Origin of the sequence: Streptomyces blastmyceticus (genome assembly GCF_039521185.1) — a bacterium.
GTDB classification, from domain to species: Bacteria; Actinomycetota; Actinomycetes; order Streptomycetales; family Streptomycetaceae; genus Streptomyces; species Streptomyces blastmyceticus.
This window is the reverse complement of record NZ_BAAABW010000017.1, coordinates 182,276-194,789: the sequence shown is the minus strand read 5'-3', so window position 1 is coordinate 194,789 and position 12,514 is coordinate 182,276. Positions and strand designations below refer to the sequence as shown.

The following is a 12,514-nucleotide window of genomic DNA, read 5'->3' as shown; positions in this document are numbered from 1 at the left end:
AAGGATCCACTATGCGCAACCCCTACAGAAGAGCGGCACTGGCACCAGTGCTGCTCGCCTCCCTCACCCTTGCCCTCGCCGGCTGCTCGCCATTTGACAGCGAACCCACCTTGGGCGAGGCGGAGAGCAGCAGTGAAGCCGGCGCCCCCCAAGGCGACGTCGGCCTCCGCGTGCCCTCCCCCCGGGGAACCGACCCCAGCGCGGTGACCATTCCGGCAGGCGGCGGCGTCAAGGCGCACAAGTCGGCGGTGAAGGTCGACTCCATCGACCGGAACAGCGGGCACGCCGTCATCTCCCAGACCGTCGCACAGGCCTCCCCGAGCCCGTCCGGCAAGCCGGGGCCGTCGGCGACGCCTGCCGCGAAGAAGCCCGTCGCCGTGGGCGACATCATCGCCAGCAAGCCCGTGCCCGGCGCGCCCCAGGGCGTCCTGGCCAAGGTCACGAAGGTGGAGAAGGAGACCTCGGAGGGCACCGAGGTCCGTACCGCCCCGGTCGATCTCTCCACGGTGCTGGGAGACTCCAAGGTCGAGAACAAGCTGCCCGTCGACCCGTCCGGCTTCAAGGCCGATTCGCTCGTTCCGGGGGTGAAGTTCTCCTGGGCCAAGCGCGGCAACGTCCACGCCGGACCCGAGGGCCTCAAACTGCCCTTCGGCAGCCTGCGCGTCGACGTCGACACCACTGTCGACACGGAGAAGGACGCGAAGAAGGAAGGAGTGGAAAGCCCCACCAAGGCGTCGTTCAAGGGCTTCGTCCAGCTCGCGCCCGAGGTCGACTTCAACTACTACGGCCGCGGCTCCGGCGACGGCCCGTCGGGGGCCGGCCTGCGGCTGAGCGGCGACTGGTCCTCGGGGTTCCACTTCAAGGGGCGGACGGCCCCCACAACCAACGGCAAGCCGCTGCGGATACCGTTCGTCGTCCTGCACGCCAACCCGACCTTCTACATCGGTGAACTTCCGGTCACCGTCAACATCGACCTCACCTGCTACGTCCTGATCGACGCCAACGGAAAGGCGAGCCTGGACGTCCAACAGGACCCGGTGAAGGGCGACTTCGCCCTCGGCTCCGCGTTCAGTCTGCGCAAGGGCTGGCAGCCGGAGGCCAAGGCGAACTTCACCCCCGCGACGCTGAAGGCGAGCGCCTCGGCCGCGGTCAACGCGAAGGTCCGGTTCGGCACCGAGGCGAACCTCGGTCTCTATGGCAGCGTGGGCGTGAAGGGCGACGTCGCCGCGCCGTACGTGCGCACCGAGGTCAAGGGCGGGGTCAGCGGGTCGACCGAGGGCAAGGCTGCGGTCGACGCCGACTGGAAGCTGTTCGCGGGAGTCGACCTGGAGGGCTGGGTCATGCCGTATCTGAAGATCGGCGGCGTACAGGCGCTCGCGGTGCGCCTGCCGATGCCCAAGGTGCAGCGCGAGGTGCAACTCGCACACGGCAAGGGAGCCATACGGATCCCCCAGCCGCGCACTCCGCAGGACGACACGAAACCGGGTGACAAGGACCAGTCCGGCGGCAGCAAGCCCCGGCACAACTGACACACCGACGCTCGGCCCACACGGCAACGCAGAGGAGGTGAGACCCCGTCGCCGTGTGGGTGGCCGGTGATTCCCCTGCCCCAATGCCCTTTGTTTATTGCGGGTTTACCGCAACATCGCAGGTGACATCGCGTCTATTTGCCTTCTACGCCATGCAGTTGCATGCCGAATGTGACATGCGCAATCCATATGACGTAAAGTCTCGGCGAGTTGTCGATCAAGACACTGCCGTTTACCAGTGATTGATGATCGCGGCAGTTCTCACCCCCCACGGTTCGAATCGGCGTGCACCGGACCCGTCGTGCACGCCCTAGAAAGGCATGCCCATGTTCCGAATACGAATACCGAGACCCGCGGCGCTGATCGCAGCGGGCGGCATAGGTGCCTGCATCGCCACCGTCGCCGTACCGTCCGCCTACGCGGTCACCCCCACCCCGGCGGACAGCTGCACTGTCCGCCCCGCGGACAAGAACTCCGAAGCGCCGCTGAGCTGTCTCGGCGTCACCGCCTCCCTCGAGCACCTTCCCGCCATCGGCGAGCGGACCACCCTCACCGTGGCCGTCACGGCGCAGACCGACGTCAAGCGCGCCGGCCTCTCCCTCCAACTGCCGCCCGCCCTCCGGATCGTCGACCGGAACCCGGCCCTCGCCGCGCCCGCGACGGACCCCTTCGGCCAACGCACCAGCCGGACGCTGGCCCTCACCCCGGGCACCCGCACCATCAGGCTCAAGGTCGAGGCCGTCGCCGCGGGCCCCGCCCAGATCCAGGCGGACATCAGCGACATCGACCGCCCCGACCCGCGCCGCGCCGGTCACGCCTCGGTGGAACTGACCATCGGCAAGGCCAAGGGCTCCACCGCCAAGGGCATGTCCGTCACCAAGGCCGACGCGACTCCGGCCGACGGGCCCACGGCACACGACCGCCCGGCACGTCCGGGCGCCGCCGCCCCGGCCGCACCGAGCACTCCCCCACAGGCCGCCGCCCCCGGCAAGCCCTACGCCCCGGTCTGCGTCAGCGGTACTCTGCGCAACCGCTTCCAGTCCTCCGAGGGCGGTAGCTGGAACCGCAAGGCCGACCGGGACCTGCCGGTCAGCAACGCCAACGTCACCCTCTGGGGCAGGGCGACCGCAGGCGGCAGTACGCAGAAGCTCGCCGCTGGTCTGACCGGCAACGGAGACGGCACGTTCAAGCTCTGCTACACGCCGACCACGTCCGTCACCTCCCAGGTCTGGGCGGAGTTCCAGACCCAGGCCGGCGGCATGTGGTCGGTCGTCGACGGATACAACCGCCGCTACTCGACCACCTCGAACGCCCTCGGCAACGTCTCGGGCAACAAGAGCCTGGGCACCGTCTACGCCAACAGCGGCCAGAGCCGCGCCTGGCACGCCTTCGACACCCTCAACAAGCTCTGGTGGGACCGGGGTTCGACCAGCACCTGCTGGACGAGCAACGAGAAGGACGGCCGCTGCTCCCCGATCACCGTCCAGTGGTACCCGGGCTCCCAGGACGGTACGTACTGGACGAACCGCGACGACAAGGTCCACCTCGCGGACAGCGACCCCGACTCCGGCCACACCACCGTCCACGAGGCCGGCCACTCCCTCATGGGCAAGCTCTACAACGGATGGTGGCCGAACGTCACCAACTGCTCGCCCCACTACGTCAACCGCACCTCCTCCACCACCTGCGGCTGGACCGAGGGCTTCGCCGACGCCGTGGCGTTCCGCGCCTTCAATGACACCGTCATGACCTGGGGCAACGGCAGCTCCACGAACCTCGCCAACGACCGCACCACACGCGGCATCGACTGGGGCGACGCCTGCGAGGCCCGGGTCGCCACCGCGCTGGTCGACCTGTGGTCCCAGGTCGACGGCGGCTGGACGAAGAGCAACACCATGATGTCCCGCGAGCGCCAGTCCACCTTCCGTGAGTACTTCCTCACCGACCGGCCCGCGTACGGCCTGGACAGCGGAGCGAAGGCCCGCAACATCCTCTACAACCACACCATCCAGTACTGATCCGCCCGATCGGTACCCGAAGAGCGTTCTTCACCGGATACGGCCTCACCGCCTTCTGGCTGCGGCGGGGCCGTATCCGCCCTCACCGATCAGCAAGAGAAGAATCCCCCATGCACAGATTCCGTAGATCAACCCGCATATCAACGCAGACACACGCCGCCCCTACGTCAAGGCGCAAAAAGGTACTTCTGGCCACGACGGGCGCCGCCGTCCTGTCCGGCGTGCTCCTGCTGAGCATCTCCCCCCAGGCCCAGGCCAGCGTCACCGGCACGGTCACCGGCGGGCGAGGCAACTTCAGCACCGTCAACCAGCGGTCCCAGCCGTCACTTTCGGCCGGCATCACCGGAAAGTCGTGGGCCGGCGACCAGATCCCGATGACCTGCCGTACCACCGGCGACGTCGTCGAGAACAACTCCCGCTGGATCTGGTCCGGCAAGTACTACATCGCCGACGCGTTCATCCGGGAGAACACCGGGAGGCTGCCGGTCTGCACCTCCACTCAGCCCACCGACAAGCCCACCACCAATCCGACCGGCAATCCCACCGGCCGGAAGGCCCTCGACATCAGCATGCAGAAGCAGGTCAAGGACCAGTGGTGCTGGGACGCCACCGGCCTGACCATAGCCAACTTCTGGGGCTACACCCGCTACAACCAGTACGACTTCTGCCGCCTGGCCGCCCAGAACAACCGGCTGGACTGCAACAACCGCCCCGCCACCCTCGGCGACATGGCCAACGCCCTCCGCAACATGGGCTTCCGCAGCAGTGGCAACGACCTCTACCGCAACGCTTCCTTCGGCGAGACCCGGACCGAGATCGCGAACGGGCGTCCGTTCGCCGTCCGTATCGGCTGGAACTCCGGCGGCGGCCACATGAACGTCGTCTACGGCTACGACAGCACCAGCAACATGATCGCGGTCGGCGACCCCTGGCCCACCACGAAGACCTACACCTGGTGGAACTACTCCGCCTACTCCGGAAACAACTCCTTCCGGTGGACCCACACGCGTACCGGCATCCAGGGCTGAGGAGACCACCGACCATGCACCGTACGACCAGACGCGCCGCCACCCTGTGCGCGGCCACTGCCGTCGCCGCCCTCTGCGGAATCGTTCCAGCGCAGGCCGCCGACGAACCCACCACCCCCGCGGAGACCGACTACACCGCCGCTCAGAAGGTACTGCGCTCCGGCAAGGTCCACGACACCGTCACCCGCTTCCTGACGGCCGTCGCGGGCCACACCCCGGACGGCGGCGCGGACAGCGGCGAGGACGGCGGCGCGGCCGGCGCCCCGCCCGGCCCCGCGCAGGCACCTGCCGCCGCACCCGGCTTCGACCTCAAGAAGCCGGTCCCCTTCTACGAGCTGTCGCCCGAGTTCGTCGCCGGCAAGACCAAGGCCACCGCCGGCGCGGCCCTGCGGCTGTCCTACCTCGCCTCCCGTGTCTCGGCCGCCAACGGCCGTCAGGCCGCCGTCCTGCTCGCCCCGGAGCAAGACGGCCGTGCCTGGCAACTGGCCGGCATCCGCGACGGCGACGCGGACATCAGCGCCGCCGAACGTGGCACGGACCAGGCGCAGACCTTCATGGAGCCGCAGATCCACGGTTGGTACCGGCTGACCGGCAGCGGCTCCGTCGAGCCCCTCAACAAGGAAGCCCGGACAGCCCTGCAAGGCAAGCCCCGCGTCCCACTCGCGGCGTACCAGCAACTCGTCGCCAAGCGCTACGGCGACAAGCTCCCCGGCTCGGCCTACGACCGCAAGGGTCTCGCGGGCGGCTACGCCCTCGCCGAGGAGCAGACCGCCACCGCCCCTTCCCGCTCCTGGCTCCCGGCCGCCGCCGGCGCGGCAGCCCTGGCGGTGTCGGGCGCGGCGGTCCTTCATCTGCGCCGCCGACGCCGCTCGGCCTGATCCCGCCCACAGCCGGGCGCCCGGCCCACGAGGCCAGGCGCCCGGCGATCCGGGCGTCGCCGGGCGTGCGGGCGCTCGATACCGTCTCGCGTTGCCCACGGATCCTGCCCCTGGCCGGCTTGCGCGGGCCAGGGGCAGGCTGGTGCCGACGCGGTCGGCCAGCCTAGGACGCCCGGGTTTTCCGGCAGTTACGCAGGGGGAACACGGCCCGGACGACCGTGCCGGTGGTGTCGGCGGTTCTGGCGCTGAATGTGCCGCCGTACGCTTCGCAGCGCCAGCGCATGCCCTGCATGCCGTACCCCTCGGTGGCTCTCGGCGGGTTCGGGCCGAGGCCGCGTCCGTCGTCGGTGACGGTGAGGCTGATGCCCTCGTCGCGGCATGTGAGGGCAACGGTGATGCGCCGGGCGTCGGCGTGCTTGACCACGTTGGTGAGCGCTTCCTGGGCGACCCGGTAGACGGCAAGATTCACGCCGTTCTCCCCTGCACACGCATGGGGCCGGTCGCCCTGGACGTCCACGTCCACCACGAGCCCGTTCTCGGCGGCGATCTGTCCGGCGAGGGAGGTGACCGACTCGGCGAGCCCCAGCCCCTGGACGGCTGCCGGGCTCACGGTGGCGATGATGCGGCGCAGCGTACCGGCCTGTTCGTCGAGGGTGCGGGACGCGTCCTCCATCGCCGCGCGCAGCGCACCGGGGTCGTCCAGTGCGCGGGCCGCGTCGAGCCGCCGACAGGTCAGTGCCAGCAGCTGGAGGACTTCGTCGTGCAACTCGCCCGCGAGCAGGCCCGCATGGTGCTCCTGCCGCTCCACCATGGCGCTGGCGCTTCCCCCGCTGAGGACCACCTTCATCTCGGGCCAGGCCGGGACGGCGTACACCGATGCCGCCAGCAGGAACGCCATGGCCGCGTGATCCATCGGTGCGGAGTGCGCGAACCTGTCCACGCTCAGGACCGTGAATCCGCAGCAGATCATGATCAGCACCCGGCGGGCCCGCCGCAGCCCGCAGGTCAGCAGCGCGAGGACACCGGTGGCCAGGGCGACGCTCAGGGTCGAGATCGACCGGGGCGGCATCCGGTCGTGGGCGAGGAAGTTGACCACGTAGGCCACGAGGCTGACCAGGCTGATCGCGACACAGAAGCTGCTGAGTGCGCCCAGGTCGAGCGGCTGTCGTGCGGTGGCCGGCCGGGCGGTTCCGCTACACATCGGCGGAGCGGTTCTGCCGGGCGTACGCGACGAGGTCGGCCCTGGTGACCAGGCCCAGCCGGGCGCGCAGAGCGGCCCTGACGCTCTCCACCGTGCGGACGCTGACCGTCAGCCGCGCGGCCACCTCACGGTTGGTGTGCCCCTCGGCGAGCAGGCCCAGGACCTGCCGCTCCCGCAGTTGCAGTTCCGGCTCCCGGCCCTGCGCACGGGCCAGCCCGGCACCGAGCGAGGGCTGTACGTACCGTCCTCCCGACGCCACCGTCCGTACCGCCAGGACCAGCTCGGACACTGGACTGCTCTTCAGCAGATAGCCTGCGGCACCCGCGGCCAGTGCCCCGCAGATGATGGCCCGGTCCTCGTAGCAGCTCTGCACGAGAATTCCCATCCCCGGTGCGGCGGCGAGGAATTGGGGAATGGCATTGAGCGCCAGCCCCGACTCCAGCTTCATGTCCAGCATCAGCACATCGGGCTGCTGCTCGGAAACGATCTCCAACGCCTCGCGTTCGCAGGCCGCCTCCCCGACCACGATGAAGCCCTCGGGCTCCAGGAGCGCCCGGGTTCCAGCTCGTACGGTCGGATGATCCTCGGCCAGGACCACTCGCACGGGATCCCCCACCTTCTGCATAGCCTTTTCGGGCACGGGGAAACATGGCTGCTTTGTCGCCCCATTGGATGCATTCACTTTCCGATGTAGTGGCCAATCTTGTCAACCGACGGAATTCCTGCAACGGACGGTCAAAAGTTCAATTTCCTGCGACCAACCCGCAGAAATCTTGCGGGCTTCTACGGATTTCCCGCAGCGGGCGGGGCGGGGACGGCCGTTTCGTCCGAATTGCCCACAGGGCGCCCTGCGATCACGAGAAAGAAAGAGTTCCGAGATGATCTCCAGCCCTTCGACGTCGCGACCAGTCCGGCCAGCCATGCCCTCCAGCAGTTCCGGCACCCGGACACCATGGCCTTTCGGGGTGATTGCACCGTCTGCAACCAAGAGTCCGAATATCCCGTCTTGACGGGAAAAATATGCTACCGGTGAAGAAGGCTATCGCGGATGACTCCGTTCGCCTTCCCGGTGAACGCCTTCACCTACGTGATCAAGTGGACCTTCAGTTGAGATCCGGCCATTCCGGACGAGACCGCCTTTCGCGAGAAGAGAGCACACCGACCCTCGCCCTCTTCCGACCCCTCGGCCCACGTAACGCACAGCATATGACTCCCCATCAAAAGTGCATCCCGGTAACGCGATCCGGAGGAATTCCGGGCTATTCCTCATCGGTGTCCGGGCGTCACACTCCTTGATGCGGTGTTCGTAGTAGTCCTGAGTGCGAAGCGATTGCGTCCGACGAAGTGGTGTACGGGTTGCGCCCCGTGCCGGGGGCGATCCGGTAAAGAGGGGGGAGAGCCACGGGCTCCGTCGGTACCGTGTTCCCTGTGAACGGACAGCTGAGTGACGCGGAACTCGATGAGCTGGTTGAGCAGGCCACCGTGGACGCCTACGGCGATGCGGAGCAGCTCATGGGTCTCTTCACCATGCTCGCTGAGCATCTGGCCGTCCCGTTCAAGACGGTCGTTCTCGGGGTCGAGGTCACCGTGAAGAATGTGGACTTGTTGCCCGGCAGCCAGATCGTGGCGGTCTGCGCCCGTGCCAGGCACCGGCAGGCAATCGGTGTTCTCGACCTTCCGTTGCCGCATCCGGCGCCCGAGGGGGCTGAGTGGATTGAGGCCTACCGGCGCTGGGGGTCATGAAGGCACCCCGATCACTGGTCGCCCGGTGGCATCGGCCGGTAGCCCTGACCGGCGAGCCAGGCCCAGGTCCGGCCGTACTGCCGGTCCGCGGCAAACAACCGGTACCGTCACAGCCGTGACGGCGAGGTGGCCGGCATGTCCTCGAAGTGGCGGAATGCTCCTTGGCCCTGGATCGCGATGCCGAGCTTGCCCGCTCCCCATCCGCGCCCATCCGCGGCGGCGATAGGGTCCGCCGTGTGAGCGAGTACCAGTACTACGAGTTCCAAGCCCTCGACCGTCCGCTCAGCCGCGAGGAACAGGACGAGCTGCGGGCCCTCTCCACCCGGGCCCGGATCACCGCCACCAGCTTCACCAACACCTACAACTGGGGTGACCTGAGCGGGGATCCGCGCCATATGACCGAGCGCTACTTCGACGCCCACCTGTACGTCACCAACTGGGGCACCCACCGGCTGATGCTCCGCCTGCCCAAACAGACCCTGAACCTCCCCACCGTCCAGCCCTACTGCCTCGACCACCACGTCGACGCCTGGACCACCCGCGCCCACCTTCTCCTCGACCTGACCAGCGAGGACGAGGGCGGCGACTGGATCGAGGGCGCCGACGACTCGCTGGCCGCCCTCATCGGCGTACGCGACGAACTCGCCACCGGCGACCTGCGTCCCCTCTACCTCGCCTGGCTCTCCGCACTCGCCGCCTGGGAACTCGAGGACGACTCCGAAGCGGAATACCAGACTTGCCCGGAGCCGCCCGTCCCGGCCGGGCTCGACGAACTGACCGCACCGCAGCGCGCGCTCGCGGACTTCCTGCGCGTGGACGACGACCTGCTGACAGTCGCGGCCCAGGCCAGTACCGCCGCGCCCAAGAGGCCGCCCAAACGCACGAAGAAGGAACTCGCCCCGTTGATCGCCGCAATGCCCCAGAAGGAGAAGGACGCCCTGCTCCTGCGGCTCGCGCTCGGCCCGGAACCCGGGCTGCACACCGAACTCCTGCACCGTCTGCAGGGCACCACCGCCCCCATCGCGGTCTCCGGTTGCCGATCCGCCGCCCACCTCCTGGACGCCGCAAACACCCTGCGCACCGAACGCCGGCAGCGCGCCGAACACGAACGAGCCACTGCCCACGCCCAGCGCCTGACCGCCCTCGCGCGCGAGGCCGAATCCGCCTGGCGGCAGATCGAGGCCCACATCGCCACCAGGAAGACCAGCGCCTACGACCAGGCCGTCACCCTCCTCACGGAACTGCGCGACGCCTACGCTCACACCGGACGGCAATCCGACTACCACCAGCGCCTGACCCGTCTACGCGAAGACAGTCAACGCCGCCCCGGCCTCATCCACCGCCTCGACCGCCACGGCCTCCGATAGACCCCCGCTTCCCCGGCACCGATCGAGCCGAGCCGTGCGATTCACGGCACAAGAACGTTGAGATCGATATCGAGAGGGAAGGGGACGGCGACCCGCAGCCTGCCCCGGTGGATGCCAGTGGGCACATAAGAACTGGTCAAGGCATCGAGTTCGTAGACGTGGACAGTGGGGGCTCCGGCCTCGTCCTCGATGCGCCAAAAGTGCGCGATCTTGGCCTGGGCGTACTTGAAAGGTTTCAGGGACCGATCACGGTCCGCTGATTCCTCTGAGACGACCTCGATGGCCAGAACGACTTCCTCGGGTACGTACCAGGTGCGGTCAGGATCATATGCGGCAGTCGAGACCAGGATGTCCGGCTCGGGGCGACTCTTCTTGTCAAGGCGGATGGTCATCTCACGCTCGGCCTCGAACCCATCGGGGGCCGCCTGCCTCAGTGCGAAAGTGAGGTTCTCCACGAGCCGGGAGTGCCAGGATCGCTGCGGCGACATCATGAAGATCAGGGCTCCATCGATGAGTTCGGTGTGCCTCGGCGCTTGCGGGAGGTTGTCAAGATCATCCGCCTCCCAGCCGCTCGGCCTGGGCGGGATCATCCAGTCAGGTAGTTCAGTGGTCACGGCTTCCTCCAGGCGCCTTCAGGAATTGGTCAAGGGGCCTTGATCCCGGAACGCGGACACGGGCCACGCAACGGGTGACAGCGTAGCCTTCGCCGCCGAACCCAGCAGCCGCTCACGCGAGGCGCTCGGCCGGGCCCTCAATCAAATACATGTTCGCACTGCTCGCGCATGATCACCCGGCCATGTGCGGCACTGCTGTGACTGGTCGCGATAGTTGTCAGTGGGCGTTAAGGCCAAGCGGATCGTGCCGCCATGTCGCACTGTGCGTTTGCGACTTTTCGAGATGGATGACATCGAGTCATGCCAGCTGACACTGAGCGCGTGCGCCGCCGACCAGGGACGGCCCTGAGCCTGTGGCCGGCAGAAGATCCCGGCTTCGTCGTCGGAACCTGGGCGGGCATGATTTGCGCTGTGCATGAGGACGAGAACGAGCGCAGGAGCGCGCGGTACAAGCTGACTGGGACCGAGCACGGCCATGTCTGGGGCGTTTGCGTCGAGGCGGAGGGGCTGTTCGGAGAGCCCCAGCGCGGGACGTACGAGCTGTTCGGCTGGGTTCCGGAGAAAACCGGCGTACCCGCTTGGGTCGGCAGCCGGGTGTGGCTGGTGCCGGACGACGGGGCACTCGACGCCTGGCTGCTGGAGGACGCGGAGAGCTTGGGGCAGCCTCCCGGGACGGACAGTCTCTTGCTCACCGGCCTGGACGAATACGAAGGTCCACCCGAGGGGTACAGGGGTCGCGTTCGCGTGCACGACGGACGCCGCTGGCTGGGCTCCTGCCGGGAATTCACCCGCGTCTTGTCGCCCGAGGAGATACCGCCCCCGCTCGTCCTGCGGGGGCTCGCCCAGAGCGATCAGCTGAGGGCGGCGCTGATGAAGGGCACCCGGCGGGCGCTGGATCTGGAGGAGTCCGCTCTGGAGATACGGGACAGCCAAGGTGAGCTGCTTACTGATCGGCTGCTGTGGGGCACGGTCAGCGACTGGCGCCCATCCTCCTGCGGGGCGGACCTGATCGACCTGGAGCTCGATGGGGGCCGCTTCGCCCCCGTTCCCGAATACGCCCGGCCCGTCTGGGAGCGGTGGCTCGCCGGGCCTCCGGGCGCCGTCAACGCTTGGGCCGGTCTCGATACCCGCCGCCGCGGGGCCTGGCATGACCTCGTCCGAGAGCGGGCCTGCCGACGATCCCATCGTGCCCGGTCAGCCGGTCAGGCCTACGAACTCGACGGCCGGCACATCACCGACGAACCAGCCCTCTACCTGGCGCTCGGCGAGGCGGTCAACGGGCCGGGGGGCTACTTCGGCGGCTGTCTTGCCGCCCTTGACGACTGCCTGCGCGGCACCTTCGGTTACACCGCCCCCGCCACCCTGCTCTGGCGGGACGCCGCGATCGCACGCGAGCACCTGTCCCACGTCCTGACACCAGACGGCCAGCCCTACGACCTGTTCGCCGCAGTCCTTGAGGCCCTGGCCGAAGGCGGCATGGACGTCACCCTGGCATGAACTGCTGTCCGCCCGGTACTTTCGGCCCCGCCCATCCCCTATGCCTCATGTTCCGGGCAAGCTGCCGAATTGCACACTCCGCAGTGCCCACTTGGGCTCAGATGCCAGCCGAGTTGCACGATGGTAGGTGGCGACTGGGCTGAAAACTGGGCATAGGTGTCAACAAACTTGGCCTTCTGATGTCAAGCGGAGCGAAAACTGCGTCGCTCAAGCCCAGTTCAGGCCACAGGCTTGGTGTCACCTATCCCGCAAAGTCGCAGCGTTCTGCGGCATCTCGGAGAGCCGATCGTCGAGCTCGCGCCATGCTGGGACGCGCCGTGTGGGTCAGGCCGGATACACCCGCGCGGCGGGCCGATATCTGCTCTGACCTGCGCAAATCATCGATACACGGAGGTGCGGAAAGTGCCCGCACCACCGACAGGAGCCCCCCTTGCCCGCCACCCCCGCCCCGGAGCCGGCCACCCGCGAGCTGGCCGCCCGCTCCGGCACACGATCCGGCCCCCCTGCACCACGTGCTCCGCCTGCTCGCCCTGCGTGCGGACCTACCCGGCTCCCAGCAGGCCGCGCCCTGCTCTTCGCCGACGAGATGTTCCGCCGCTCCGCCGAGCACATCGAGGACACCCTGCTCACCGGCCGCAC

At 68.3% G+C, this 12,514-nt stretch carries 10 protein-coding genes; 7 read left to right on the top strand and 3 right to left on the bottom strand.

All coding sequences use genetic code 11. The features are described from left to right. Positions 1 to 11 precede the first annotated feature (11 nt). From ABD269_RS16925 to ABD269_RS16910, 4 genes are all read left to right on the top strand, one after another. Positions 12 to 1,529, top strand: a complete 1,518-nt coding sequence (locus tag ABD269_RS16925) for a hypothetical protein (RefSeq protein WP_344118621.1) — start codon at positions 12 to 14, stop codon at positions 1,527 to 1,529. A gap of 326 nt (positions 1,530 to 1,855) precedes the next feature. Then, the gene (locus ABD269_RS16920) at positions 1,856 to 3,547 is read left to right on the top strand and encodes a mycolysin (protein ID WP_344118620.1); all 1,692 of its coding nucleotides are present in this window, start codon (positions 1,856 to 1,858) and stop codon (positions 3,545 to 3,547) included. A 221-nt stretch (positions 3,548 to 3,768) separates the two neighbouring features. Then, positions 3,769 to 4,575 carry a papain-like cysteine protease family protein gene (locus tag ABD269_RS16915; protein WP_344118619.1) on the top strand — a complete coding sequence of 269 codons (807 nt, stop codon included), beginning with the start codon at positions 3,769 to 3,771 and terminating at the stop codon, positions 4,573 to 4,575. 14 nt (positions 4,576 to 4,589) lie between these two features. Then, positions 4,590 to 5,453 (top strand): hypothetical protein, encoded by an 864-nt coding sequence (locus tag ABD269_RS16910; protein WP_344118618.1) that lies wholly within the window; start codon positions 4,590 to 4,592, stop codon positions 5,451 to 5,453. Positions 5,454 to 5,616: 163 nt separating this feature from the next. Here the strand turns inward: ABD269_RS16910 and ABD269_RS16905 are convergent, their stop codons facing one another. Together ABD269_RS16905 and ABD269_RS16900 are read right to left on the bottom strand one after the other, a co-directional pair. After that, positions 5,617 to 6,654, bottom strand: coding sequence for a sensor histidine kinase (locus tag ABD269_RS16905; RefSeq protein ID WP_344118617.1), 1,038 nt, complete (start codon positions 6,652 to 6,654; stop codon positions 5,617 to 5,619). Next, the gene (locus ABD269_RS16900) at positions 6,647 to 7,258 is read right to left on the bottom strand and encodes a response regulator (RefSeq protein ID WP_344118616.1); all 612 of its coding nucleotides are present in this window, start codon (positions 7,256 to 7,258) and stop codon (positions 6,647 to 6,649) included. The genes ABD269_RS16905 and ABD269_RS16900 overlap by 8 nt, the downstream gene beginning before the upstream one ends. 824 nt (positions 7,259 to 8,082) lie before the next feature. Between ABD269_RS16900 and ABD269_RS16895 the strand changes: the two genes are divergently transcribed. Next, positions 8,083 to 8,397 (top strand): hypothetical protein, encoded by a 315-nt coding sequence (locus ABD269_RS16895; protein ID WP_344118615.1) that lies wholly within the window; start codon positions 8,083 to 8,085, stop codon positions 8,395 to 8,397. A gap of 236 nt (positions 8,398 to 8,633) precedes the next feature. After that, the gene (locus tag ABD269_RS16890) at positions 8,634 to 9,764 is read left to right on the top strand and encodes a hypothetical protein (RefSeq protein ID WP_344118614.1); all 1,131 of its coding nucleotides are present in this window, start codon (positions 8,634 to 8,636) and stop codon (positions 9,762 to 9,764) included. Positions 9,765 to 9,805: 41 nt separating this feature from the next. Here the strand turns inward: ABD269_RS16890 and ABD269_RS16885 are convergent, their stop codons facing one another. Next, positions 9,806 to 10,354, bottom strand: coding sequence for a Uma2 family endonuclease (locus tag ABD269_RS16885; protein ID WP_344118678.1), 549 nt, complete (start codon positions 10,352 to 10,354; stop codon positions 9,806 to 9,808). 423 nt (positions 10,355 to 10,777) lie between these two features. Here ABD269_RS16885 and ABD269_RS16880 point away from each other — a divergent pair, with 423 nt between their 5' ends. Continuing rightward, entirely contained in the window at positions 10,778 to 11,875 is a 1,098-nt protein-coding gene (locus ABD269_RS16880; RefSeq protein WP_344118613.1) for a barstar family protein, read from the top strand. The last annotated feature ends 639 nt before the right edge of the window (positions 11,876 to 12,514 follow it).